The 26,511-nt window shown below is 32.1% G+C and carries 32 protein-coding genes; 1 reads left to right on the top strand and 31 read right to left on the bottom strand.

All coding sequences use genetic code 11. The features are described 5' to 3' along the window. Window positions 1-10: 10 nt before the first annotated feature. From C6H17_RS10800 to C6H17_RS10970, 31 genes are all read right to left on the bottom strand, one after another. Window positions 11-1,012, bottom strand: a complete 1,002-nt coding sequence (locus tag C6H17_RS10800; RefSeq protein ID WP_005219830.1) for a hypothetical protein — start codon at window positions 1,010-1,012, stop codon at window positions 11-13. A 52-nt stretch (window positions 1,013-1,064) separates the two neighbouring features. Then, a complete protein-coding gene (locus tag C6H17_RS10805; protein ID WP_005219831.1) occupies window positions 1,065-2,414 on the bottom strand; it encodes a hypothetical protein in 1,350 nt (449 codons plus the stop codon). Window positions 2,415-2,437: 23 nt separating this feature from the next. Beyond that, complete coding sequence (locus C6H17_RS10810; RefSeq protein ID WP_020995716.1) at window positions 2,438-6,283, bottom strand: hypothetical protein; 3,846 nt, start codon at window positions 6,281-6,283, stop codon at window positions 2,438-2,440. A 97-nt stretch (window positions 6,284-6,380) separates the two neighbouring features. Beyond that, window positions 6,381-6,716 carry a hypothetical protein gene (locus C6H17_RS10815; protein ID WP_158655022.1) on the bottom strand — a complete coding sequence of 112 codons (336 nt, stop codon included), beginning with the start codon at window positions 6,714-6,716 and terminating at the stop codon, window positions 6,381-6,383. Window positions 6,717-6,781: 65 nt separating this feature from the next. Further along, entirely contained in the window at window positions 6,782-7,531 is a 750-nt protein-coding gene (locus C6H17_RS10820; RefSeq protein ID WP_005219834.1) for a T6SS effector amidase Tae4 family protein, read from the bottom strand. A gap of 10 nt (window positions 7,532-7,541) precedes the next feature. Continuing rightward, window positions 7,542-7,862, bottom strand: a complete 321-nt coding sequence (locus C6H17_RS10825; protein ID WP_005219835.1) for a hypothetical protein — start codon at window positions 7,860-7,862, stop codon at window positions 7,542-7,544. Then, window positions 7,859-8,269: a hypothetical protein gene (locus tag C6H17_RS10830; protein WP_005219836.1), complete on the bottom strand. Its 411-nt coding sequence runs from the start codon at window positions 8,267-8,269 to the stop codon at window positions 7,859-7,861. Before C6H17_RS10830 ends, C6H17_RS10825 begins: the two co-directional genes overlap by 4 nt. Window positions 8,270-8,272: 3 nt before the next feature. Further along, window positions 8,273-8,518, bottom strand: a complete 246-nt coding sequence (locus C6H17_RS13125) for a T6SS effector amidase Tae4 family protein (protein ID WP_080663002.1) — start codon at window positions 8,516-8,518, stop codon at window positions 8,273-8,275. Then, window positions 8,499-8,921 (bottom strand): hypothetical protein, encoded by a 423-nt coding sequence (locus C6H17_RS10840; protein ID WP_020995717.1) that lies wholly within the window; start codon window positions 8,919-8,921, stop codon window positions 8,499-8,501. The genes C6H17_RS13125 and C6H17_RS10840 overlap by 20 nt, the downstream gene beginning before the upstream one ends. Before the next feature lie 11 nt (window positions 8,922-8,932). Then, window positions 8,933-9,064, bottom strand: a complete 132-nt coding sequence (locus C6H17_RS13350; protein WP_020995718.1) for a hypothetical protein — start codon at window positions 9,062-9,064, stop codon at window positions 8,933-8,935. Continuing rightward, a complete protein-coding gene (locus C6H17_RS10845; protein ID WP_005219839.1) occupies window positions 9,054-9,431 on the bottom strand; it encodes a hypothetical protein in 378 nt (125 codons plus the stop codon). The genes C6H17_RS13350 and C6H17_RS10845 overlap by 11 nt, the downstream gene beginning before the upstream one ends. 10 nt (window positions 9,432-9,441) lie before the next feature. Further along, a complete protein-coding gene (locus C6H17_RS10850; protein ID WP_005219840.1) occupies window positions 9,442-10,014 on the bottom strand; it encodes a type VI secretion system amidase effector protein Tae4 in 573 nt (190 codons plus the stop codon). Beyond that, a complete protein-coding gene (locus C6H17_RS10855) occupies window positions 9,987-10,445 on the bottom strand; it encodes a hypothetical protein (protein WP_004085368.1) in 459 nt (152 codons plus the stop codon). The genes C6H17_RS10850 and C6H17_RS10855 overlap by 28 nt, the downstream gene beginning before the upstream one ends. Continuing rightward, entirely contained in the window at window positions 10,442-11,170 is a 729-nt protein-coding gene (locus tag C6H17_RS10860; RefSeq protein WP_020995719.1) for a T6SS effector amidase Tae4 family protein, read from the bottom strand. The genes C6H17_RS10855 and C6H17_RS10860 overlap by 4 nt, the downstream gene beginning before the upstream one ends. Continuing rightward, a complete protein-coding gene (locus C6H17_RS10865; RefSeq protein ID WP_005219843.1) occupies window positions 11,170-11,349 on the bottom strand; it encodes a hypothetical protein in 180 nt (59 codons plus the stop codon). Before C6H17_RS10865 ends, C6H17_RS10860 begins: the two co-directional genes overlap by 1 nt. Window positions 11,350-11,959: 610 nt before the next feature. After that, a complete protein-coding gene (locus C6H17_RS10875; RefSeq protein WP_223808360.1) occupies window positions 11,960-13,423 on the bottom strand; it encodes a hypothetical protein in 1,464 nt (487 codons plus the stop codon). 8 nt (window positions 13,424-13,431) lie between these two features. Then, window positions 13,432-13,860, bottom strand: coding sequence for a hypothetical protein (locus C6H17_RS10880; protein WP_005219845.1), 429 nt, complete (start codon window positions 13,858-13,860; stop codon window positions 13,432-13,434). 203 nt (window positions 13,861-14,063) lie between these two features. Then, window positions 14,064-14,492 carry a hypothetical protein gene (locus C6H17_RS10890; protein WP_005023007.1) on the bottom strand — a complete coding sequence of 143 codons (429 nt, stop codon included), beginning with the start codon at window positions 14,490-14,492 and terminating at the stop codon, window positions 14,064-14,066. A gap of 3 nt (window positions 14,493-14,495) precedes the next feature. After that, window positions 14,496-15,227 carry a type VI secretion system amidase effector protein Tae4 gene (locus tag C6H17_RS10895; RefSeq protein ID WP_005219847.1) on the bottom strand — a complete coding sequence of 244 codons (732 nt, stop codon included), beginning with the start codon at window positions 15,225-15,227 and terminating at the stop codon, window positions 14,496-14,498. Beyond that, a complete protein-coding gene (locus C6H17_RS13130) occupies window positions 15,227-17,848 on the bottom strand; it encodes a hypothetical protein (RefSeq protein ID WP_020995721.1) in 2,622 nt (873 codons plus the stop codon). The genes C6H17_RS10895 and C6H17_RS13130 overlap by 1 nt, the downstream gene beginning before the upstream one ends. A gap of 10 nt (window positions 17,849-17,858) precedes the next feature. Next, on the bottom strand, window positions 17,859-19,385 hold the full coding sequence (locus C6H17_RS10910; RefSeq protein ID WP_005219849.1) for a lipase family protein: 1,527 nt from the start codon (window positions 19,383-19,385) through the stop codon (window positions 17,859-17,861). Next, complete coding sequence (locus C6H17_RS10915) at window positions 19,386-19,970, bottom strand: hypothetical protein (protein ID WP_005219850.1); 585 nt, start codon at window positions 19,968-19,970, stop codon at window positions 19,386-19,388. Beyond that, window positions 19,895-20,866, bottom strand: a complete 972-nt coding sequence (locus C6H17_RS10920; protein ID WP_223808361.1) for a hypothetical protein — start codon at window positions 20,864-20,866, stop codon at window positions 19,895-19,897. The genes C6H17_RS10915 and C6H17_RS10920 overlap by 76 nt, the downstream gene beginning before the upstream one ends. Further along, the gene (locus tag C6H17_RS12345; RefSeq protein ID WP_005219851.1) at window positions 20,863-22,719 is read right to left on the bottom strand and encodes an alpha/beta hydrolase; all 1,857 of its coding nucleotides are present in this window, start codon (window positions 22,717-22,719) and stop codon (window positions 20,863-20,865) included. Before C6H17_RS12345 ends, C6H17_RS10920 begins: the two co-directional genes overlap by 4 nt. Further along, entirely contained in the window at window positions 22,698-23,204 is a 507-nt protein-coding gene (locus C6H17_RS10930; protein WP_148374297.1) for a hypothetical protein, read from the bottom strand. Before C6H17_RS10930 ends, C6H17_RS12345 begins: the two co-directional genes overlap by 22 nt. 106 nt (window positions 23,205-23,310) lie before the next feature. Next, window positions 23,311-23,793, bottom strand: a complete 483-nt coding sequence (locus C6H17_RS10935; RefSeq protein ID WP_005219853.1) for a hypothetical protein — start codon at window positions 23,791-23,793, stop codon at window positions 23,311-23,313. A gap of 90 nt (window positions 23,794-23,883) precedes the next feature. Further along, window positions 23,884-24,093: a hypothetical protein gene (locus C6H17_RS10945; protein ID WP_040463064.1), complete on the bottom strand. Its 210-nt coding sequence runs from the start codon at window positions 24,091-24,093 to the stop codon at window positions 23,884-23,886. A gap of 25 nt (window positions 24,094-24,118) precedes the next feature. Then, window positions 24,119-24,898 carry a hypothetical protein gene (locus C6H17_RS10950; RefSeq protein WP_005219855.1) on the bottom strand — a complete coding sequence of 260 codons (780 nt, stop codon included), beginning with the start codon at window positions 24,896-24,898 and terminating at the stop codon, window positions 24,119-24,121. Between the two features lie 10 nt (window positions 24,899-24,908). Next, window positions 24,909-25,247 carry a hypothetical protein gene (locus C6H17_RS10955; protein ID WP_005219856.1) on the bottom strand — a complete coding sequence of 113 codons (339 nt, stop codon included), beginning with the start codon at window positions 25,245-25,247 and terminating at the stop codon, window positions 24,909-24,911. Continuing rightward, window positions 25,244-25,498 carry a hypothetical protein gene (locus tag C6H17_RS10960; protein WP_005219857.1) on the bottom strand — a complete coding sequence of 85 codons (255 nt, stop codon included), beginning with the start codon at window positions 25,496-25,498 and terminating at the stop codon, window positions 25,244-25,246. The genes C6H17_RS10955 and C6H17_RS10960 overlap by 4 nt, the downstream gene beginning before the upstream one ends. Before the next feature lie 306 nt (window positions 25,499-25,804). Then, window positions 25,805-26,056 carry a hypothetical protein gene (locus tag C6H17_RS10970; RefSeq protein WP_005219858.1) on the bottom strand — a complete coding sequence of 84 codons (252 nt, stop codon included), beginning with the start codon at window positions 26,054-26,056 and terminating at the stop codon, window positions 25,805-25,807. 176 nt (window positions 26,057-26,232) lie between these two features. Here C6H17_RS10970 and C6H17_RS12605 point away from each other — a divergent pair, with 176 nt between their 5' ends. Beyond that, window positions 26,233-26,505 carry a hypothetical protein gene (locus tag C6H17_RS12605; protein WP_190318782.1) on the top strand — a complete coding sequence of 91 codons (273 nt, stop codon included), beginning with the start codon at window positions 26,233-26,235 and terminating at the stop codon, window positions 26,503-26,505. Window positions 26,506-26,511 lie beyond the last annotated feature (6 nt).

The raw sequence follows: 26,511 nt of genomic DNA on the forward strand, positions 1-26,511 counted from the left end.
TTCTATAAATTTATCCTAACCACAATCCATCTTCTATGATAATAGTGGTAGCAAGTCTGCCTATGAATTTAGGTCGCTTCATGTTTTTACTTGCATCGCTTGTGCCTACATATAATGCCTTAATATTATTTCGCCCTATGATATCAAGGCATTCTAAAAGTCTTCTTGCTTTATTTTTATCTGGCTTACCACTTCTTGTATTTGTGAAATAATAATCTTTATAATCTGCTAAGATTTCTAGGGCTTCATTATAGGCATCAATGGCTGATACATCGTCTTTCTCATTCTCTAAATTCTTAAACTCCTTATACAAACTACTATCTTTTGGCACTTGGTATCTGCGTATATCATTGAGGGATATATGGCTTGTTGTGTTTGTGATGATGAGATTTTGCATTATCTCTTGTATGAGGTTTTCTAAAAGGTTATTGGAATCTTGGCTCAATGCTCTATAATCTCTTGCTATAAAATGATGAGATTGCAAGTCTTTGAGTAAAGAGCCTAAAGTGTCATAATGATATTGTAAGAATTGGCTTGTCTCATTATAGATTCTATAATGTGTATTATTTTCTACATTATAGTGATGATAGAGACTAGGCATTGTATGCTTAAAGTCTTTACTTGTAAGTAATGGCACGATACAGAGTAGATTTTCTCTTTGATTTCTTGGAAGTTTAGATTCTAAAAGCATAGTGTATGTTTGTGGCACATTAAAGTATTTGAGAGGGAGTGAGAGGATTTCATTAGGGATATTAGAATGAAAGAGAGAATGCAAAGAATCTAGGGCATTAGATTCTAAGAGAGAAGTAGAATCTAATGTATTTGTGTAAGAATCTAAGAAATGAGATTCTATGCTATGAGTCTTAGAATCTTTATATATTTGCAATCCTAGTATGCTACCTGCACCAAGTAAGCTTAAGTCTCTTAAATCTTTAATAGCTTCGCGTCTTTTAGAATCTATGTGAGCATTTTTTGATAATATGTTTGTGTTTTTGGGGTTATTCTTTGGCATGAATGTCCTTTGATATGATTTATGGGTATTGCTTTCTTATTTGTCTATACCTCTACTTAATATGATGCTTTTTAGCATACCATTCTATTTTATCACGCAATTCTTGTGGGAAAGATTCTCTATATATGGCTGGGATTGTAGGATTTAGCTTTTTATCTAGTTTGCCTGCTTCATAGAGTTCATCTAAATACTCTGGGATATAGTAAGTGGGAGCATTAGGATAGCCTTGTGGGGGAGTTACTGCTGCAACTTTTGCCGCTAGGATATATTCTTCCCTTAACCATTCTTTGTTTTTATCCTCTGATACATCTTTATCTATAAATTCACTCATATTGGTCCTAAGAAATGGCATAGAATCTATGATAGCTTTTCTAAATTCCTCTCTACTCTCTTTGGTGGAATCTGTGCCTCTAGGGTCTTTTGTTCTACCTATTCGTATTTGATCATACAGATATTCAATCAAGCTGCCATCATAGTCTAATGCCATATTATTGCGATTCAAATCCATCACCCAATCCACTCCCATTATCTCATCTATATATGGGAGCATACCAAATCTATCTGGCTTTATTTTTTTGGCTATGGCTCTAAGCTGTTGTTGGCGTAAGGGGTTTTTGCGTATACCGGATATATAGTCAAAATTTTCTACATAACTTTCATAATTTCTTTGTTCCAAAAAATTAGTGCTAGTCGCATCAAGCTGCATTCTTAAGATAAGAGCCTGTATATGTCGTGCGTGAAAACCCATATTATCCCTTGAAAGATAACTTGGATTCCCTAATATCCCTGCGGCTATACCCCATTCTTGTATGTGTAGATAGGATTTTAATGTATCTTTATTTCTATCTACTTGATAAAAAATCTCTTCATATTCTTCATTGATTACTCTGCCATGTTCATCTACGCCACCAATAGCATCAAAGGGTATATCTATGACTGCACTTCTTAATCCACTTCTAATAACTAGGTATTGATATCTTTCTCTTTTGGTTTGTAAAGATTCATAATAGGCTTTTTCAGCTTTAGTCCAAGGGGCTATGGCTTTTTTTATAGGGTCTTTAAGATAGAGATCACGAAAGCTTTGGAATTCTTTTTGATGTGCTGGATTAGTTTGGAGTGTTGGATCAAAGTAGATGGGTTTGTAGGGTTTGTAGGGAGAGGATTCTAGGATGGCATTTGTTTCATTTAATACACTTGTTGCATATATACTTGTTTCTTCTGAAGTATCCATTTGGATTGTTTCTTTATATGCCGTATTGGTTGCTATATCTTTTAGAATAGCTACTCTCTCTTTTTTTAATATCACATTTCCATTAGAATCCAACTCTATATCATTACCAAAGACATCTTTGACAATCCTTACTGCCTTTTTATTTCCTTTATCGTTACTAAATAACCACATTTTAATCCTTTATGTTTATATCTTTATCCTAACCACAATCCATCTTCTATAATAATAGTCGTAGCTAGACGCCCTATGAATTTAGGGCGTTCTATTAGATATTTTTTCTGTGGATTCACCCCTACATACAACGCCCTAATATTATTCTGCCCTATGGTATTAAGGCATTGCAATAATCTCCTTGCTTTATTTTTATCATCTTTGTAGCTTAATATCTTGCCTTGGTCATTTTTCTTTGGAGTGCTGGTAAAAAAGTAGTCTTTATAATCTGCTAAGATTACTAAGGCTTCATTATAGGCATCAATGGCTGATACATCATCTTTCTCATTCTCTAAATTCTTAAACTCCTTATACAAATCACTATCTTTTGGCACTTGGTATGTAAGTATATTATCTAGGGATATATGGGTTGTTTTATCTATGATATTACCTTTGCTATCTAGGGCTTTGTGATTAAAGAATGTATAATCTGGCACTTGTTTATTATAGTGTGTCTCATAATCTTGCTTATCTTTTGCTGTTCGCTTCTCATCGATGATAAGATAGGATAGGAGTTTTGTAAGCAAGAATTCTTGCAAATCATCACTTTTGTTTTGTCGTAATAGATAAGCTAGTCCGATATGATGTGTCAGCCCACCTGTGCAAAGCTCTGTGCCATATATCATTGATTGCAAATCAAAAGACATAAATTTAGCAGCTACTATCATGGGATAGTAGGTTAGCTCTCTTTCTTTTTTTATTGTTTTATTATCATAAAACTCTAAGACACTCTCTTTTCTTTTTAACGCATAGGGTAAATCATAATAAAACATATAGCGTTTGTGCATAATGCTATCATACTCTCTTGCATATGCCTCATAATTGGTGCTAAAATAATATTCTAGCACAATATCCAATGCTATCCCTACTAAAGCTACACTAGAATTAATTTTTAATGTATAGAAAACCTTATTGCGATAAAACTGCTTGGCTTGAGAGAATATCTCTCGCGCTTGAAGTTCGCCTATAAGGTGTGATTGTGCCTTGCCACTGCCATAGGTAAAGCAAATTTTGTCAATCAATGCTTTATCTTTGGGTGAGCTCATAGTTTGCTTTAGCTTTTCTTTGATAGCTGTTAATTTGAGTGTTTTCGCGTCTTTATCAATACTATCAAGGATGAAAGCAGTTTTTGCCTCAAAATGTGCTATTTGTGCTTTTGTGCGTCTTAGCTCCATTTGGGCAAAATCTTTGAGGAAATTTTGTATTTGCTCTTTGTCTTTTTGTCCTAATAACTTTGTGAGTTTTGCTTTTATCTTATCTGTAATATCTACTTTGTTATTCAATTCTTTTGATATGTCTTGAGCACCTCCATTAATCTCAATATGCACACGTATAGTTGTAGGATATGATAAGAATAACACCCCTCCTATTTCTGTAAGCAATGTCTCATACAAAGCAAATTTTAAGCTTTGAGTTTTGTTTAGATGTTCAATGGCGTTGATAAAAATCACAAAGCAGTGCTTTGTCGCATCAACCATATTTTCATGAGCAAAATTCATAAAGGGGCATATTATGCCTAATATCTTATAGAGTGAGTTATAAAATACTTCTTGTGTGCGTTCTTGCTCTACAATCTTTGCATATTTTTCTCCATAATTTTTGATTTGTGCTAACTCTTGCTCTTGCTCCTTATCCAAATCAATCCCTACAATTTTTTGAATCTCATCATTCAATGTTTCTACATCATTATTATCACTATCAGTATTTATAAACTTTCTAAGATCGTCTAAAAAATCTTTGCTAGGATCTGTCTTTTTTGGGTGTGTAGTTTGCAATAATAATTGTTCTTGCAGTTTTTGCATTATTGTAATATTTCTTTGTTGTGTTGGTGTATATTGTCTGAAGTTGCTAACTATTTTAATTGCAGTGAAACTCCACTTTTCCCCTAAACAAGAGATTTGCAAATAGGGGTGATAACCCTTGACTTCACTTTTAAACTCAAAGCTTGGAAAATGTATCTTAAACACATAGAGTCCATAAAAAAGTGTAAAAATCGCTAATAAAGAATTATCTAAGTTTGTATTGCCATTATGAAAATATTGTAATTGAGTAAGAAAATCTTTAGCTGTTTGCTCTTCTTTTTTGATAATATCCTCGATTTCTTTAGGAGTTTTAAAAAAGGATTTCTGTATATATTCTATGCCATAGGTTCGCACTAGAGCATCTATGTCCTCTTGTATTGCTTGTTTAAATGATGCAGCATCTTGAGAATATGGGCTACCAAATTGCCAACCATAAGTATCCATTATGGGTGCGTCGCTTAAAGAAGTATTTAGATCTTTGTATCTTGAATTATTCTCATAAGCTTGTTTGATTGTATCAAGCTCTGCTCTTACAAATGGTGAAAGCTGCACCATATAAGGCTCATCATCTTTTTTATTGATTTCTATCCTATATGTGCTGTAATCTCTTGTGGTGTTATAGCTTTTCTTTTCGCCCTCTCTTGAGAGAGTAAGCTCTTGTTTGGTGCGATTGTTTATATCGTCTTTAATTGTATTACCAATGATGTGTTGGGTAATCGTCTCTGTAAGCTTTGCATTATATTTGCTTGGGGCATTGGTGATAATAAGATAATTTTTTGCCATATTTGTAGTGTGATTATTGGGGTATTGTGCGTTTTTGTCAGCACAAATTTCAGCTAATAGAGCGGAATTAAAATATGGAGATTCTATATAGACAAGGTGATTAAAGCGTTGTGTTTCTTGTTGTATGCTTGTAAGAAGTGGTGTGTTTTTTATATCTTGTTGTTTGCTATTGGTGTCGTTTGATTCTTTTGGTGTGGGCTTATATGTATGCAATATTTTAGCCATTATATTGTTGTGTTGTATTGTAGGTAGATTAATAGCATTTTTTTGCAATAAATTTGAAATATCTAAGGGCTTCTTAAATTCACCCTTAAAAGCGATAGATTGAGAACACGACAATAATGTATCTTTCAAATAAAGATTAAAACCTGATAAGTCAAGAAATTCTATTTTTTTCTTGTCTGTCTCTTGTGTGCTTTCCACAATCAGCATACAAGAGAGTAGTTGTGTGTTTGCAAGCTGTATATACATTGCTAACTCGGTGGCAAGAAACTCTATGATTGGATTTTTGATATAGCTATATTTGTTATTTTTAGCATCTTGATAGTCCATAAGTGATGAAAGCAATACTGCAGATATACCTAGCAATATGATTGCTGCACCTCCACCTGTGGCAATAGTAAGAATCACGCCAAAGATTGTTTTTATGATATTTTTATAATCATCGTTATTTTTATCCTTTAGGGCTTGTTTGATATACTGCTCTAGTTTGTTAAAAAGCTGCTCAATATTTGCCTTAGCATCTGCTTTTATCATATCTGCAAACAAGTTAGATTCTATGAATTCCTTAATCTGTTTTATTGCTTCATTTTTAGGTTTTATTAGAGAAATCTTATTTATATTTTCAGACTTGATGTCATCAAGCATAGCCTCTAAGTTTTCATATTGGTTAGCTGTATTAATCTTTGCAGATTCTTTAATAGAATCTAATAGGGTTTTGATGATGTTATCATTATGATATGTCTCTATGGTAATATGTTTGGGTAGGCTGTAGGATTGTTTTGTTCCCAAGATTTGTTCTTGACTTAATGTCTCAAAGCTGTGTATAGTTGCATCAACGTGCGTTTGCTGTAATTTATTTAGGATTTCTTGCCCTAGATTCTGTGGTGATTGGTTATTATGCGTAATGAGATTTGCATTCATATTTGGACAAAGAAATATAATCTGATGTATTGTTTTATGTGTCTTTAAGCCTAACATATTATCAATTTCTTGTAATAATTCTTCTTTGCTTGAAATTATCATTTGAGCCACCTCTTTTGCATCTAGGTTCGTATTCTATCATAAATCTGCCCATAAAGATATACCAAAGTCTTTATAGTATTTTAAAGGGTTTAGATATTTATTCACAATCCTTGCAGTATTTTTTGACTATGCGTTCTACTTCTGCTTGGTATTCTTTGGAGTCGTAGAGTTCAAGGCAGTTAGTTAGACTAGAATTTTTTTTTCTGCGCTCAACAAATTGTTTAAGTTCAGCCAATGCTTGCTTCCCACCGACTTCTAACACAAGATCCCTAGCGTATGCATCAGACCTATGGGCGTGATTGTTAGGCAACCCTTTTGTATAACCTAAACAATAGTCAAATCCCCAAACTTTGTAATATTTCCTAGCATCTTGCTGATAATATCGCTCTTTAACCTCTTGCGTATAGTGTTTTTTTATCCATATTGTTGTCATAGTTAATGCATCAGATGCTTGGCTAATGTGTATCAAAAGAAATACCCCTATATATATCACTTTCATCATTTCAACTCCCAAAAATAAAATTGTGCTATATGTGGATAAGATTTGTTTGAGTCATTGAGATAATCATAACCAAAAAGAGGCATCCCAACTTCTTTATTCATTTCTACATCCACAAAATTACTTCCAATCCATAGAGTCGTATGTCTCAGTCTATTGTGCTGCATTCTCATAGCAACTATACCTTTTCTATTGAAAGACACCAATTCCTTGAAAAAAGCGACATTTTGCTCCTTGCTTGTCATTTCTTTATAAAAATCTTCCGAGCAGCCACACAATATGGATTGCTTGAGCTTATTATCGAGCTTTTTGGGCTTATGCCAAGCAATACTTAGGGCATTAATAATACCATCAACGGATATGTAATAATATTTCCCATTAATATCCCAAAGTCCGCTAGGTAAATCTTTTTTGTTAGCTATTACATTTAGAGGTATTGTGCTGTTATTGAGTGCATAGCTTACTCGTGTCGCACAAGTATTATATCTATTTGTCCTATCCCCATTATAAAAATTCAATAAAACTTGACTGATTTTTTTATATCTTGCTTCTGCCATAGCATAAGATAATTGTTCAACTTCTTCTTGTGTTTCGGGGTGAGTTAATTGATAGGCTTTTATAAACTCACTAGCACCTTCTCTTGTTATCTCCCGATACGCCTTTTCCACATTCTCAAAACTCGGTCTTTGAATCCTAATTGTTATCTCTTTATCACCACATTTTACTCTGCACACATTTACATCTAACATCACTCGCCCCTTAAGCCTTAAAGATATTCATAATTATAGCTTGATTATCTTGTATTATACCACTTACACTAAAGACCTTATCTAAAGAAGATTCTAATCTTACCTCCACTTCCTCCCCATTGCTATACCCTTGTGTAATGATATGTAGATTTACATCACTAGAATGCCTTGAAACTCCTTGCAGTCTTATCATATCATTACCATAGCTAAAACATATCTCTAGCATCTTCTTTTCTTTGTTTTCTTGTATCCATTGTTTGTAAGAAATGCTTTTATATTTTTTTGTTCTCTCCACACAACTTAAATACTTCTCTTTATAGCTACTATTCACTTACATTCTTTGCAGTATTTCTTCACTATGCGTTCTACTTCAAACTGATAGCCCGAACCATATCCTGTGCCATAATAAAACATTTTTATGCAACCTTTAAAATTTTTATAACTTAACTCTGGATTCTTATCATTAACACCATAAAATTCTTTTTCTGTATCAATATATTGCTTTAGCTCATTAAAAGCGGTTTTTGAATCCATTATCTTTATCTTATGCCTAGTGGGGTCAAGCGATAAATTATCAAGTTCTTTTTTAATCTCGCTTTCATCATCTATACCCATACAATATGCCAATCCTAACCAACCCAGCTCTGCGACTTTTCTGTAAGAATCCAAAAACTCCTCTGCATTTGCAATGCAAAAACAAAAAAATGGTGTAATACAAAATAAGGCTATCTTTTTCATTACTCACCCTTTTAATTCCCAAAACTGAAAATCCACCACATTATGGTTACCAATTAAATAATTTTCGCTAATCTCAAAGTCCTCAAAGTGTTTATCTTTTCCATTCCACAAAGTCGTATGTCCCCCTGCATCTACAAAGCCTTTAATTCTCATTACTACAATACCACTTCTATCGAATTTGGAAAATTCGTTGTTATAAAACTTTGCAACTTCATCTCTAACTTGGTTTTCATTTACAATCCTTGCAATATTTCTTAACTATGCGTTCTACTTCGTCTTGGTATTCTTTGGAGTTTTGAAACATATTCATACATTCCATAATATATATTTGGATCCCTTGTTTATTATTTGTTATTTGATTTTTAGGATTTGAGCGATATTGAGAGACAAAATTTTGTATGCTTTTAGCAACTTGTTCTTCATTTCTAAGTCCGCCCATTATAGCAAATTTCATAGAACCTCGTTGAAATATATATAAATCATATGAGAGTTTCGTTGGCGGAAAGGCTTTCTCTTTTTTATCTACATAACTTTCCTCCAAACAAAAAGCAAAGCCATAATCCTTAAGCTCTTTTACTGCTCTATCAAATCCATCATAGGCATTGGCATTTAAATAAGATACACACAATAAAATAAATAGAATCTTTTTCATGTCGATTCCCCCTATAATAATTCCCAAAACTGAAAATCCACCACATTATGGTTACCAATTAAATAATTTTCGCTAATCTCAAAGTCCTCAAAGTGTTTATCTTTTCCATTCCACAAAGTCGTATGTCCTCTTTCACTTCGCATACTTACCCTTTCTTTGTATCATATCCTCATATTCTTTAGAATTATACATATTCAGACAGGCTACAAAATACCAATTCTTAGGATAAAGTTCAGGATATTTAAATTGTGGTATATAGCTCTGAATACGCACTCTAACAAAATCAGCAAATCTTTCCTTATCATCAGGGTCAGCTAGTTTAATCACACCAAAAAGCTTATCAGCATCTGCTATCTCACTTGGCAAATCTTTGTAAAATTCTTTTAAGCAAAGAGTGAATCCAAGATTTTTCCTACTTATAAATCTATGTTTATCCCATTCTGCATCGCTAGATTCATTACCTACAAGCAAAGAGCAGCCGACAACCATCAATATCACGAAATATCTCATAGAATACCCCTTATTTTAGCTCCCAAAAATAAAGCTCTGTTACAATAGCATTTCCGTATAATAAATAATTATTGTATAAATTTTCATCATAATCCAAAAACTTTTTATCTTCCCCGTTCCACAATGTAATATGTCCTCCCGCATTACTCCACCCACTAATTATCATTGCTACTACTCCATTTTTGTTAAACCTTGATAATTCATTATTATAGAAATCGATATTTTCTTGCTTGGTTGTCATAGTTTTAGGATTATATGGCTTATCAGCATTGCCCCAAACATTTTTTAATTGGAGGAATTGTCGTATTTCTTTTACTCTCATAAAGTAATTATTATTAGCCTTATCCCCAAGAATTAAAGCATTTTGAAAAGCAATCGGTCTGCTCGTTATTTGCTGTCTTGACATATAGTTCTTAAGTGGCATTCCACCATAGTTAAGTGCATAGCTTAATTTAAAAGCACAAGTATTTATATAAGATTCAGAATCTCTATTAAATTCACGCAAGGCTTGTCCTCCTACTTTCTCATACCGCTTTTGTGCTTGGACGGTAGCCCTTAACGTAATATCTTGCAATCTTTCCATATTTTCCGCTCTGTAAGTCGTTTTATATTTTCGCAAACTTCAGCATTTTTACAATATTTCTTTGCTATATTCTCTATCTCATCTTGATACACGCTAGAATTGTACATTAAAAAACAATTATGAAATAATTGTGCCTTTTCATCATATTTTCTTTTAGGCTTTACAAATTCTATTTTTTGAGTATTGATAAGCATTTTTATTTCATTGATTACATCATTGCGTTTAGAATCATCAAAACCAAACCACAATATTGCTTCATCATAAAGCTTTTCTATATCGTATCCCAAGCAATACCCTACTCCCAATGACCTTAGAGCATCTATGTATTCCCTTGCTTTCAGTAAATGCAACTGAAGCGACATATTATACCTATCGCTACTGCTATACACACAAGAAAGACAGAAGCACAATGCAACAAGAACTTTTTTCATAACAAATCCCAAAAATATAATTCTTTGATAATGTAATTTGTTCCATCTAAGAAATTATAATAATTAAATTCTACATCGACAAAATTACTTTCATTCCATAGTGTTGTGTGTCTTAGCCCATCTGTGCCAATCATTGCTACAATGCCTTTTCTTTTAATGGATTGCAATTCTTTAAAAAACTTTTGATTTTCAGCTTTTGAGGTCATATTGTGGTAAAAATCCTCAGAGCAACCACATTGAATCTTGTCTTTTACTTGATTATAAGTGGATTTAGTCCAAGATAACGCTTTCCAATTTAATTTTAGAAGTTCGATAATGTCAAATACACCCAAATAGTAAGTGTGGTTATCTTTACCTTTGTAGCCTCTGCCTACAACTTGCTTTTTCATATTTTTAATAGGGTGGGTGTTATAATTCAAGGCATAGCTAATACGCAAGGCACAGGTGTTGTAATATTTATCCATATCACTTATGAATTGTGCGTAAGCATTTCCACCTACCGTTTCATATTTCTTTTTAATTAAAGTTAAAGAGTATATTTCGTCAGATTCCTCTTTATTACCTGTTTCAGCATAATGTTTCTTATACGCTTCTTCTGCTTCTATGCGTCCAACTATATTTATCTCCCTATACGCACTTTCTACACTTACAAAATCTGGTCTTTGAATCCTAATTGTTATCTCTTTATCACCACATTTTACTCTACACACATTTGTATCTAACATCACTTATCCTTTGAGCTTAACACATTCATAATTATAGCTTGATTATCTTGTATTATGCCACTTACACTAAGCTTTTTCCCTTGAATCTCCAATGTTGTATGTATCTCCTCCCCATTGCTATACCCTTGTGTTTTTATATGCAAATTCACATCTTGTGTGTGTCTTGAATCTCCTTGCAATCTTGTCGTATCATCTCCATAACTAAAATATATCTCTAATATTTCTTTCTCTTGTTTCTCTTTGTCTTGTTTCTCTTGTGTTTCTTTAGACTCTTTGCTTTCTGTATTTGTATGTAAGAGATTTGCTTGTGTATTCCTCTATTTCCTCCCCAAATCCAACACCTTGCCTATATAGCCCTTATGTTTCCCAATCATTCTCTTACCTTATTTGTTTTTAATTCGATACAGCAAAATAATCTCAATATACATCAAGCAAAAAGGTGTAAAATGTATTAGAAAACTGAAAAGTCTATGTCTCTGAAAAAATAAACAAAAAAGAAAGAAATAGATTATAAAAATAGTAAAAATAATCAAAAGAAAATTTATGCCTTGATATTTGCTGTATAGCAAATAACAAAAGAAGCTATATACAAGAAGAAAACAAAATGCTGTTGTGATTGAGTACTGTATAAATATACCAAACCCACCATATCTGGTATCAAACACATAAAAATCTTTCTTGTTAAACAATTCAAGGGCTATAAAGTTCAGCAGTTTAATGCCATAATCCGCAACCAATAAGCCCACAACAAAATTAACAAAAATTAAAAATACAAATAAATATACACGCCTACCAAGCATAAACTTCTCTTCCATCAGAATCTAATGCTAATAAAGAAGGATTGGGCTTTAAATCTATAAAAATCCAGTCGTTATGAGTGGGATACACTCTTTTTTCTTTTATTTTATATTTTCTTATAGCAAAATTTAAGCCTCTATCTACCATTTTATTATCATAATTATCGGCAAGTTCATCTTTTGGAATTGATAAAATACCTATTTGTCTCATTTTTCCTTTAATGGGGTCGCCGTCATAAAAATAATATTTATTGTCTATAACTCCTCGTTTTGCGTCTTTGGGTCCAGCATAAGACAAGAGATTCCTATACACTCCAATAGCATAGGGTATCTGCCCCACTGCATCAGCCCAATATGGAATCCCCTCCATTGAGACGAGAATAAAGCCTCTAGCACCTTTGGGAGATTGCTTCCAATCGCCACTGCCACCACTCTGAAAAGATGAGCTAAATCTATCCACTTCCGCAAACTCCACAATATCCCTCCAAGTGAAGTATAATACACCTAGCCCCTTACATTTTGTTTTATCTTGTAAATCAGGATTCACATCTAAAAGTTTATGATAATTCTCTGCACTGCTTTCAAACCATTGAATCCCTTTGTTATAAAGCTGTCTTACAGTAAGCCTAGTTTCTGTTATTCCTTTTCTCTCTATACTAAAGAGATAGATTCCTTTTTTATTGAATATTTGGATTGTATCATTTCTTTCCCCAAACGCCAATTCATAAGCCAAAGTATCATCATTACTCGCTATAAGAATGCCTTGTGATATATCTATTTTTTCCTCTATTTCCTTTTCCTCCACTTCCTCCCCATAGCTCCAATACTTCTCTTTATATCCTCCATTGATAATCTTAAGTGTGAGTAGAGAATCTATGATTTGTTGCTTTGTATTATTTTGAGAATCTTTTTGCTTAGATTGTGTGCTAGATTCTTTAGATTCTCTAGTTTGTCTTTGTCTATCTTTGGATTCTATGAGAGAATCTAATCCATTGGCTAATGCAATCTCTAGTCTTTGTGCTTTATAAGGTGTGTGGAGTGTGAGGATAGTAGCATTACTAGGATTAGAATCTAATCCTATTTTTGCATAGTCTTTTATGTCTAAATCTTTATGATAGCAATATTCATATACATATGTATATCTACCAACTCCATATTCTTTATCTTGGTATTCTTTATAGGCTTCTTTATAGATTTTTGGAATCTTTTGTGGGATAAGAAGTATAACTAAAAGCATATTAGAATCCAGCTGTAAAGATACATATTTATACATATATTCTTTCATAAAAGATTGTTTAAGATTGGAATGCAATATAGAGAGTATATCTTGCAATGCTTTATCTAAGTTATGTATATCATGTAAATCTTTAGTATCTTTAGCTATATCAATAGTGATAGAATCTAGTGGAGTGTCATTATGAGATTCTATAAGTGTCATATGAAATTGGTAACTCATAAAAACCATTATTTCTTTTCATTTCGGTGTTTCTCTACTATTGCTTTAAATTTCTCTTGAATCTCGTTGTTGTAATAGATTTTTTCAAAGCACGTATTAACTCTCCCCTTATCAAAAGTTTCATATTCTAGATTTTTGTCAATATAGGCTTTTATTTCTTTAAAAGCTTGATTACCAAAAAGTTGCACCATATTGTCTATATGGTGTGGGTTTTTTGTTTCTTTTCTTGCTTTGCATTTGGGCATTTGATACATTTTATTTTCATTAGAAACATAACCTAAGCAATACATCAATGCCCATCTTACATAATATGTAGTAGGCTCTTTACTAAACTCATTTTCTGCTGACATTTGTTTTCCCGCATACGCCTTTGTTTCATCAAGGCAAAAAGCCAAACCAAATGATATGCCCAAAAAACATATAACTATATATTTCATCTTGCAATCTCCCAAAAATAAAATTGTGCTATATGTGGATAAGATTTGTTTGAGTCATTGAGATAATCATAGCCAAAAAGGTATAAAGATATATCAACCTCCTTATTCATTTCCACATCTACAAAATTACCTCCATTCCAAAGGGTTGTATGTCTTACTCTATTACCTTGCAATCTCATTGCTACAATACTTTTTGCATAGAATCACTTGCAATCCTTGCAGTATTTTTTGACTATGCGTTCTACTTCGTCTTGGTATTCTTTAGAGTCATAGAGATTTAGGCAGGTATAAAATCTACTAAAGTTTGATTTTTGATAATGATGCAATAATGTTTTATCGGTGATTGTAGCCTTATTGTCTATGTATGGCTTAAGGTCTGCTATTATATCCTCTCCATACGGAACGCCCAATTTATATCTATACCAACCCATAATCATAATATTAGGCTGTGTCTTATCAAAATTATTGCCCTTAATACAATACTCCATACCTATTCTTTTTATAATTTTTATTTTTTTATCATAAGAATAGGCTACTTTATCCACTTTCCCTACAAGCTCTCTGTTAAATTCTATATCATCGGCATTTAGATACATAAAAAACACACAACAAAACCATATCACTTTTTTCATTTTTTATATAAGCTCCCAAAATTCAAGTTTAGCTGTCCCTATATTAGTTAAATAATAATTATTAGCCACACCATTTACTACATCAACAAAATTACTTTCATTCCATAAAGTTGTGTGCGAATAAAATCCTTTCATTACCACAATGCCCTTCTTATTTTTAATTTGCTCTAATACCGCATATTTACCTTCATCTGTTGCTGTTATAGATATCTCTGCCTTACCCCATTTATCATTTAAGAATCTCCCCATATAATCTGCACCTAAGATATAAAGATATTGCTTGCCTTTACCATACATAGATTTATATTCTTTTGGCTTGATTTCAGTATGTAGTGGCATACCCCCATAATTTAGTGCATAGCTCACTTGCAAAGCACAAGTATTGCTATAATCTGCATAATCAGGACTTCTGCCAAAGAAATTTTTATGATTAATGTATTCGCTCAAAGGTGTGCCACCCACTAGGGCATATCTCTGCCATACAGAATCATCATAGCTATCATTTTGAATTTGTGTGAGTATCTCTTGGGCTTTCTGCTCTGCTGCTTTAGATGATATACCACGCCATACGCCATTATCTATGATAGCTTGTCTAAAGGTTTCTTGTAGATTCATATCATTCGGATTTGCCATATTGATTGTGTCGTATGCTTTTTTCACATCATCAAAATTTGGTCTTTTACACTTTATACTTGCACTTACAGTGCCACAAGTCGCTTTCCATTCAACTGCCATTATGTATCCTTGAATATATTTGTAATCACTGCTTGATTATCTTGTATTATGCCACGCACAATAAGGACTTGATTATTAGAAGATTCTAGCCTTACCTCCACTTCCTCCCCATTGTCATAACCTTGTGTTTTTATATGCAGATTCACATCACTAGAATGTCTTGAATCCTCTTGTAATCTCTCACACTCCTCCCCATAACTAAAATACACCTCTAGTATTTGTTTGTCTTTGTTTTCTTGTGTTGCTTTGGAATCTTTGCTTTCTTTATTTGTTATATGTAAGAGATTTGCTTGTGTATCTTTGTTTTCTGTCTCCTCTCTAAATCCCCAATGCTTCTCTTCATACCCTCCATTGATAACTTGAAGTGTGAGAATTGTATCTGTATTGTGTTCTTTATCTTTAGATTCTAGTATAGAATCTAATCCATTAGCAAGTGTTACTTCTAGCTTTTGTGCTTTATAAGCTGTGTGTAGCGTAAGGATAGTAGCATTGCTAGGATTAGAATCTAATCCTATTTTTGCATAGTCTTTTATGTCTAAATCTTTATGATAGCAATACTCATATACATATGTATATCTACCAACTCCATATTCTTTATCATGGTATTCTTTATAGGCTTCTTTATAGATTTTTGGAATCTTTTGTGGGATAAGGAGTATAAGTAAAAGCATATTAGAATCTAGCTGTAAAGATACATATTTATACATATATTCTTTCATAAAAGATTGTTTAAGATTGGAATGCAATATAGAGAGTATATCTTGCAATGCTTTATCTAAGTTATGTATATCATGTAAATCTTTAGTATCTTTAGCTATATCAATAGTGATAGAATCTAGTGGAGTGTCATTATTTGATTCTATAATACTATCATTAAGCTTTAGTCTATATATAGGGAGATTGTCTTTTTGTAATGGAGTGATTTTATAATGTAGCCTTAGTGTTGGTCTGTAAAGATTTATTTGTGATTCTAGCTTTTGTTTATTTTGAGTGTTAGAGTCTATTGGCTTAGGGGAGTTTATTCTAAATGTATTAGGCTTAGGTGTAGCAATAAGAGGGAATCCTTTATCACTAAAGACATTGCCACTAACTAAATCCTGCATTATGGGATAATCATCATTATATTTCTTTAATGCTCTAGCACTAGGGAGTATTACAGAAATAAGAGTGCATGGAGTAGGAATACCTGCGATATTATTAGTGCAACCTACTATGCTAGAGTTGATTAAATCAGATTCTAGAATCATAGGTATGCCTTTAGACTTAAAAGGTTTGCCTTTATTGCTCTTTAGTTTTACTACACCATTATGAGGACATTTAATCTCATTATCTTCTAATATTGGGTGCAAGAATGCGGTAGCGATTACATTGTCATGCTGAGCTGTAAGCGAAGAATCTTTTTGCTTTTGTGCTTTTTCTCTCTCTAATATTTCTTTAGATTCTGTGCTTTTAGATTCTAGCTTGATATTAAGGCTAGAATCTAAAAGAGAATAATTTAGGATTGTAAGGATAGAGTTGTTTAAAAAGATATGTAATGTGCTTAGAGTGTTGTTAGAATCTGTGCTATCTATTTTAGATTCTATGTAGTTAGAATCTACTTTGTTAATGAGTTGATAGATAGGCTTAGATTCATTTAATCCTAATGTAGATTGAGTATTACTAGCATCTAACTCACCAAAATAGCATTCTTTATGAGGCAGGCTAGATTCAGTGCCACCTGTGAGTAAGGTAGAGTAGAAAAAGACTTGTGTATTAGCAGAATGCAAGGAATCTAAAGTAGGTTGAGATTCTATATTATTAGATTCTCTTAAGCTATCGCTATATGCTTTTATAAGAGATTCTAGCTCTTGTATATCTAGTATGCTTTTATCTTTTAAGAATATATCTATTTTATTGTTGTGGATATGAATGAGATTAGACATTGAAATGTTTCTATTTAAAGCCTTAGAATCTAGTTTATCTAAGAATATGAGTTTAATGTTTTTATCTTGAGTATCTAAGATGAGATGGGAATATTTGCTGGTATCACTTGTATTGAAACTTGCTTGTTTTTGCTCTTGTCTTTGTTTTTCTTGTTGTTTTTGTGAATCTTTTAATGTAAATTCTCTTTGTTTAGAATCTAAGTTTTGTAAGGATTGTTCTAATATTTCTTGTTGCTTTTTCAGTTCTTGTGATTCTTGTTCTTGGCTTTCTTGTTTGATTTGAGATATAGAGTGATAGAGAGCTTTTCGAGCTTCTAGGTATTCAGCGGTTATAGAATCTTTGTTTGATATAAAGGTAAGATAAAATTCATCTTTATAGCCAAAATTATCAATAGCTACTTTATTGTTTAGTGTTGTTGTATTTTTACTATCCAGCACAATCAAAGGATTACAATGATAAAGGCAATAAAAATATCCTAGTTGAGTCTCATCTTGTAAATCTTGGAATGTTAGATTTTCTAAGTCGCTAGGGTTTAAATATGTGTAGTAGGCATCATTATTGTATAGAGTTTCTATCATTTCATAAAAACTTGAGAGTTGCCCTTTGTAATCATCTGGTAGCTGTAAGAGTATGTATTTAGAAATACTTTGTGTGTCCTTATGGTAATTTTCAATAAAATGATTAGTGTTTTTTAGCATTTATTTATCCTTAATAGCGAAGATTCTGAAGACTATTGAAGACATTAGCTTGCATTTGAGATATTTGCTCATCTTTTCTATTTCGATTCATTCTTAAAAACATACTCTCATCTTTTAAATCTTTGATTTTGTTGTATTCTAAAAGATTATCTACATTGCCGCTATTCATATGCATTAAGGCTTTTTGTAAAGAGTGAATGGTTGGCAGTATAAAGTGGGAGCCACTAAAAGCCCCCAGATTGATATAGTAATGCTTCCCATCTATATCTGTGCCTAGATTTTGTATAAGCTCATCTTGCCATTGATTATTATCTGGATTAGAATCATCATCAGATTCTATGTGGTGGATAGAATCTTGACAAGCTAAAGGCTGTTTTAAGAGATTATTGGCTTTTAAGGTATTTAGACATTTGATAAAAATCTCATTAACACTAAAGATTTTATAGGTATATGTAACACTAGATATTGCGACACCATTTCCCATGTAGCTCATGTTTGGCATGGAGAATGTCCTTACAAGAATAGAATGCTCTTTAAGATTTTCGTTATTAGTAAAATATTTGTGGATTTCATTAAGCAAACCATTATCATATCCAATGAGTGTGGTATCTCTTAAAAAACCACTTTTCTCTCCATACTCATATCCTCGTATCTTTTTAAACAATGCCATTTCTTTATCCTTAGCAGTAAGGATTGCAGAAACTATTTTATAAACCTTGCCTAATTTATCATTATCAATCCTTAGATTCTTAGCGCCCGGAGAATTAAATGTATAGACTTCTTTGACATTGTTTGCATTTTCTGCAGTAGCAAGGGATAATGTAAAGAGTTGAGCTAGACATCCACCTAGTGAATGCCCTACGATGATTAAGGGAGTAGATTCTGTAACATGCTTTTCGTCTATACAAGCACAATAAAACTTTAGCATATCTATGTATTGATTACTTGGGAGTGAGCTAAGGACTAGATTAGCATCAGAATCTAGCACATCATCAAAGAATCCAGAGGGAAACTCTGTGCCTCTTATGGCAAATATCTTTTGATTATTATCCTCTGTATCTTCAAAGAGTGTAGCAGAAAAGCCACTTGAAGTGTTTTCTTGGTGAGCTAAGATTCTAAAGCGATTAGTAAAAGCTATGGTTCTTTTGCTTAATGTATCATGTAAGCCTACTTTAGTAATATCATTATGCAAAGTTATATCTTTTTTACCAAAGCAAGTATTTATAGCTGGAATGCACCGATCTTTCTCTTGTCTTATGACTTTATCTGCATTAAATCGTGCTTCGATAGCACAGGCATAAGCTGTGTTTGTGCCTTTGGGTTTGATTGTTGGCTTATTATCTAAACCCAACACTTCAATATCGTGTTCTAATTTATCCCCGAAAGTTAGACTATCAGCTTTCACCTCTTTTTCATCTTTTGCATTTTGTTTAATGTAGTGCAATAAAGCATAGGAAGAATCAGCTATGTTTGCATAATCTAAGAATTTCTTAACTAACTCTGCTTTAGCATTATGAGTTTGTATATTTTTAGCCATTTAAAAATCCTTTGGTATCATTAAGTCTTTACATTCTAATATTATATCACCAGAATCTATGTAAAATCCCCCACCTTCATCACCTTTTAAAAAGATACCAAAATGCCTATAATAATAATTTTTATCATGTAAAAATGGATTCTCATTCTTCTTGTAATATAACATATTTTGATATTCAGTTATTTTGCCAGAAATTTTTTGCTGTTGGCTATCTCTTTTTTTCTCAAAATCGCTCATTAAATACTTCTTTTGCGTTTTCTCATCATAATAGCTCGGCTGAAAAGTCCTTTGGCTATCCAAAGCCTTATAGATTCTATATAGTTCCTCATCATAGATTGTATCTTTAGCCTCTTTACACAACCCCTTAAACTCATAATACTGCGGGTCAACATACTTAAAAGAGATTCCACCCATAATAAGTATAAAATAAAAGATAAGAGAAAAGCAAGGTAGAATCAAAGAAAAGTATTGAGAGTATTTTTTATGAAAGATTCTGTTAATAAGAAAGATTATAAAAATACCAAATAGTAAAAAACCAATGAAAAGAATAAAAGGTATGAAAATAAAAAATAATAAAAACCACATTGTAAATTCTCCAAATTAATGTTAATCCTAAAAGTATTGCTCTTAGGTGTGCAAGTGATAGGGAATCCTTTATCATTAAAGACATTGCCATTAACTAAATCTTGCATTATAGGATAATCATCATTATACTTTTTAAAAGCTCTTGCAGTTGGAAGTATAGTAGCTACCATAGTGCAAGGTGTAGGCACACCTGCTATATTGTTTGTGCAGCCTACTATGCTAGAGTTGATTAAATCAGATTCTAGAATCATAGGTATGCCTTTAGACTTAAAAGGTTTACCTTTATTACTCTTTAGTTTTACTACTCCATTATGAGGACATTTAAGTTCATTATCTTCTAATATTGGGTGAAGCATTGCTGTGCTTGTTATAGAATCTATGGGGGTGGATTCTTTTTGTGTCTGCTCTCTTTGTGTTTGTTCTTTTTCTAATATCTCTTTAGATTCGCTAGAAGTGCATTCTAATTTGATATTAAGGCTAGAATCTAGGAGGGAGTAGTTTAAGAGGGTTAGGGTATTGCTACCTAAAAATACTTGGAGGGTGCTTAGGGAATTATTAGAATCTCTATTATTGCTTGTAGATTCTATAGAGTTAGAATCTGTTTCATTGATTAAGTGATAGATGGGTTTAGATTCTATCAACACGCCCTCTTTGTCTAACTCACCAAAGAATAAAGGATTAGATTCCATTTCTTTAAAGCCTGTGAGGATTATGCCATAAAATGCCACAAAGATATTATATTCATCTAGGCTTTGCTTATCTTGCTTTGTATGATTATTGATGATTGGGAGAAGTTCTTGTGTGTCAATGGTAAGATTTGATTTTTCTATACTGATTATTATGTCGTTACTTGATTCTAAAATCCTAAAATTATGAATCTTAAATTTATTTTTCATTGTGCTTCCTTAAATTGTGGATAATATTTTAATGCTTCATTCGCATACCCTTTTATCACCCCATCATCTATATGCTCTAAATTGTAACAAAATATCTGTGTCCTTGTCGCATTGTGTTTGAGGAGCTGGACAATAGAATCTTTATCTTTTATAAGTATTGCTTCTTTATTGTTTGCTGTATCAACGCTTATAAAAAATAAATTTTCATGTATGGCTAATAAAATTGCTAGATTTGTATTTTTGTCTGCTTGTTGCATATTGTCTTTAGATAGCAATTTGAGAAATATATTATTATCTTGGAGATATAATATACCATCTATCATATTACTTAATGTCTTTTCATCGATAGAGAATTTATCTTTGTTTGTTGTCTTAAGTGTAGCCTCAAAGAGTGTTTTATCAATGGTGGCGTAGATGTGGTTTGAAGGTGGGTCTAAATCAAAGCTATTATCATTAGCTGTTCGTATAGCCTCATCTCTTTTCTTATTATAACTATCTGTATGATAGAGTATCTTTACAATAGATGTTACAACGCTGTTAAGTGATTGAATTGTTTTGTCAAGATTAGATTCAAAGAATGTAAGATTAGAATCTAATTCTAAAAGATAGGAGTAGAAGTAGAGAGTCTTGAGCATAGGAGCTAGAAAATGAGAATCTAGCCCATTAAATCCAAGATATATAGGATAATAATTCCCTGCTATATCTGTGCCTAAGTGTTGAATGAGATTAACATAATATGAGGTATTACTCATATGACTTTTAAAGTCAAGTCTATCAGTTGCTTCTATATGGTAGTGATTGTTTTTGTTTAATGGATATGGCATATACACACCATCTCTATCCTCTGCATCTTTTATATTTTTAATAAGATAGTTTATAATCCCTTTATATTCTTGTAGTTCTTTTGGTATAAGGTCTTCATAAGTAATCTTAACCTTTAATGATATTACCCCGATAGAAATAAGAAAACTATATCCTACATACTTTGTGATTGTTATCTTAGCAATATTTTTTATTATGGCACTAACTCCACCCACCATAAGTGCTGTCTCTGCACCATCTCGTAAGATTTGTGCAAGTGTCTTATTCCAAGCACCAAGTAATCCCGGTGCATTATAAGTATAAAGTTCTGCCACCCTCTCTGGATACATAAAGCAAAAGCTTTGAGCAAGATACCCTCCCAAAGAATGTCCTACTACAATGAGCTTAGAATTTTTTATCTTAGGTTTTACTTGCTTTTCATAGAATCTTGCTACTTCATAGCATTGCATAGGGATACCATTAGTAGCCAAGACTATATCGATAGATATATCATCTGCTCCTATTTCTGTGCCACGAAAGACTAGGATATATTTAGAATCTTTAAGGACTACCTTTCTTGTATTTGTAGCTTTATCGATAAGCTCTCCTTTGTCCTCAAAGAGTGTAGCAGAGAATCCATACTTTGTATTTGGCTGATGAGCGAGAAGCTCATAGCGATTGGTAAAGGTGATAGTGCGTAGAGACAATGTAGCATTAAGTGGAATATTCTTAGGGTCATTATCTATTTTGTCATCAAAAAATGTTCCTTTTTTAAAAACGACATCTTGCATAAAGCGTGCTTCTATACAGCGGGCGTAGGCGGTGTTTTTATTAGCCCCTATTTTTTCATTATTTAAAAGATACCTATCGTTTTCTGTAGTCTTATCACTTAGTGCTATATTATCAGCAAAATGCCATCTATTCATACCAAGCAAATTGTCATATATCTCATTTTCTTCGTTCTCAAATACCCAATGCAACATTGCATAACTAGCATCAGCTATATCTGCATAGTCTCTAAATTTTTTTATCAATTCCCTATTTTTACCCATTCATTATCCTTTAAATAAAATGTATTTATATATGAGTTATTTTTTGTCAAAAATCCACCAAGTTCTCTTTCAATGTCCCAATGGAATCCTCCCCCCTCATCACCATGTAGCCACAAGCCATAATCTGTATATATAAAACCTCTAGCATAAGATATAATATGCTTATCACCATTTTTATCAATAAAGTATTTGCCAAAAGCTCTGTATTCTTGTATTCTACTATCAATACTGCTAAAATTATGTTCATCATTTTCTCGTATCAAACCATACCCATTAGAAAGCATATCTCTTTGCATTGCCTCTTTATGTAATTCCTGCTCAAAAATATATAACCCACTTTCATTTTCTAGTAATTTTTTAAACTTATACCACTGCCAATCCATATACCTAAACGAACACCCACCTACAAAGAATAAGATAAAAAATAGAGATACTAGGTAGATAAGGATTCTTTTTAGTATAAATATTTGTTTAAGTTTTAGCATTATCATTTCTTATTCTCCAACACATAATCTAGCATCGCGTATGAAGCATCAGCACAATCAGCCATATCTCTAAATTTCTTTATTAGTTCTCTATTTGTTGCCATTTTTACTCCTTCACCAAGAATGTATTGTTTCTATTAAAGCATTCCAATATCTCAGAGCTTTTCATTTCAAAACCTCTGCCTTCATCTCCTGTCAAAAATATACCATAATTCTTATATGCAAAGTTTCTTTCAAAAGAAACTACATAACTCTTATTTTTGGTCATATCGTAATAATAATATTTTCTGTCATCAAGTTTATAAATACGACTATTTATTGATTGATAACGCTCATACACCGTTTTACTAAATTCCTCCATCTTGCGTGTGTATTTGTTATCTTGTAGATTATGTGTAATCATATCTTCATATAATTCCTTATTGACTATATAAATCCCACTCTCATTTTTACACAAATTCTTAACTTGATACCACTGCCAATCCATAAGTCTAAATGAACATCCGCCCACAAAGAATAACATCACACACAAAGATATTAGGGAGATAAGGATTCTCTTTAGTGTAAATATTTGCTTAACTTTTAGCATTATCATTTCCTACTTTCATACACAAAGTCTAGCATCGCATAGCTTGCATCAGCTACCTCTGCATAGTCTTTGAATTTATTAATCATTTCTCTATTTGTCATTCACACCCCTTACAAATGTATTTTTAGCTCCATAACAAGTTTTTGTAAAAATGGTTTTTATGTGTCCGGGTCCTGCATCCGATGGAAGTCTAATATTTAAACCTATATAGTAATACCTATATCCTTTGTTATGGCTAATTATATATTCTTTTTCTTGAGAATCTATATAGAAATATTCATCATCTTCTAAAAGTTGCAAAAGGTATTTTGTGCTTTTTTTATAACTATATCCTCCATAACGAACTTGATAAGAATACTGCATAAAGATATTGTAAATAATGAAATTTTCTAAGCAGAGAATCTCTAGTAGAAATATTATCAGGCAGCCACTCCTCATTGTCAATAATCTCTATACCTATGGAATCGAGTTTGTTGAGAACCCAAGTAACGCAGTTGTGGATAGGATTAGAACTCATCGGATTTGAGTTATAGTATAAGTTTTTGATAGGATTATCAAGTTGTGTATTATCTTGCTCTAAATTCGGTGTCCTTTTCTTTGTCTGCTCTACCTCTGTTTTAATAGAATCTAAGAGTTTTTCATACTGCTCCTTTGAGACTTCAAACACACAGCGGTTTTGTTGCCAAAAGGTAGAGAGTGAGCGTGTTTTATAATAATATGGCTCTACATATTCATTGACTACATTATTGCCTTCTGGTGCATATTGATTATTTTCATACACTTTGCCCCAATGATTTGTATCGTGTGTAACGGGACCAAAGCCAAAGAATCCTTCGCCTTCAAATTCATCGCTTAATATACTAGGATACACTCTCTCATACCATTTGCCTTTGTCTTTTTTGATAGTATTAAAATAATAGCCTATCAGTGAATCATATCGTGGATTAGAATATTTCTCTATCTCAATATTACTTTGTGAATCTAATTCATCAGGGTGTGTATGGGTAAGTCCCAAAAAGGCGTGAGGGATACCTAGAACCTCACTAAAGTTTGTTGTCGCATTAAGACTCATTGGGTGGATATAGATTGTTACGAAGTATTGCATAGGGAATCCTTTATTTACTACTAATGCTTAATAAATACGCCACAAACCACCAAAAGCTATTTATGCTTATAAAAACAAACCAAAAGCTTGACTTGTAGATTCTGTATTGTAACTTATTTTTCTTATAGAGAAAATATATAATGGCAAAAGGAACAAGCGAGAGAATATTAAATTGCAAAGCTATGAAATAAAAACCATCATAACCAATAATGTTAAGACCATTTCTAATAAAAAAACCATAAAGATAATAAAGTGGTTTTATAAATATAGCAATGGAGACTATCATCAATGCCACGCACACAAAGCAATCTAGGATAAATTTAGAAAAATCAAACTTTTCTTTTTTCATACGATTTCCTTGAAGTTAGAATCTAATATGCTAGGATAAATATTATTATGCCACATATCTTTTACATGTATAAGCGTAGGCTTGTCAGAATCATATCCTACTTGATATTTGTATATATCAATATCTTTGAGTGAATCTAGCTCATCAGGATGAGTATGTGTCAAACCTAAAAATGCGTGAGGAATGGTAAAGGGTATAAAATCTAGTTTTGGTTTCATAGTATCGATATAGATTGTTACGAAGTATTGCATAGGGAATCCTTATCTATTTATAAAAAGCATAATTAGCAACATATTGGATATATACCGCTACAACAAATACAATTATACAAGATGCAATTAAGCTTATTTTGCAAAATTTGTAGAAAATATTGAAAAATAAGATTGAAAAAATACTTGGCATAATAATTCCCAAAAAAATACTAATTTTAACAAAATGATAAGATAGATTCAAAAACCAACTCATAGGATAAAAAAATACAGGAACAGACACTATCATCAATCCCAAACAAATAAAACAATCTAGGATAAATTTAGAGCACTTAAACTTTTCTTTTTTCACACAATTTTCCTAAAGTTAGAATCTAATATGCTAGGATAGATATTATTATACCACTTATCTTTTACATGTATAAGCGTGGGCTTATCAGAATAATATCCTACTTGGTATTTGTATATATCAATATCTTTGAGTGAATCTAACTCATCAGGGTGAATATGGGTAAGTCCCAAAAAGGCATGAGTAACATCTAATTTTAATAAATCTTTCTCAAAAAGAATGTCGATATAAATCGTTACATAATATTGCATAAAATCTCCTTTTACACTACGCTAATATGATTTTATTTGTAAAAACAAAAAATAAGATAAACCAAATTAATCCAAAAATTAGAAATAAGAAAGAGAGTAACAACTTTATCCTTATAGGTAACTTATTGGTTAAAAACCAAAACAATAAACCTACAAATGCTCCAATGATAAACAAAATGTTATTATCTGTTAAGACAGCAACAAAGAATGAAATAAAAAATAAAAAACCTAAAGATATAAATTGTTTGTGTAAAAATGCAAGTATAGTCCAAAATAGGAAACTCAAAAATATAAAAAGAAATATACTAATAAAATCCATAGCAGATAATAACGCAATAATAAAGCTACATATTACACTTATTGCACCACTAAATCCTAGCCACGCAATCTGTCCGCTTGTGATAGAATCTAGCCCTTTAGATTCTAGCTTTGCTTTGAGTGTTGAATAGAGAGGA

It is taken from the genome of Helicobacter rappini, from assembly GCF_900198625.1.
In the GTDB taxonomy this organism is placed as follows: Bacteria; Campylobacterota; Campylobacteria; order Campylobacterales; family Helicobacteraceae; genus Helicobacter_A; species Helicobacter_A rappini.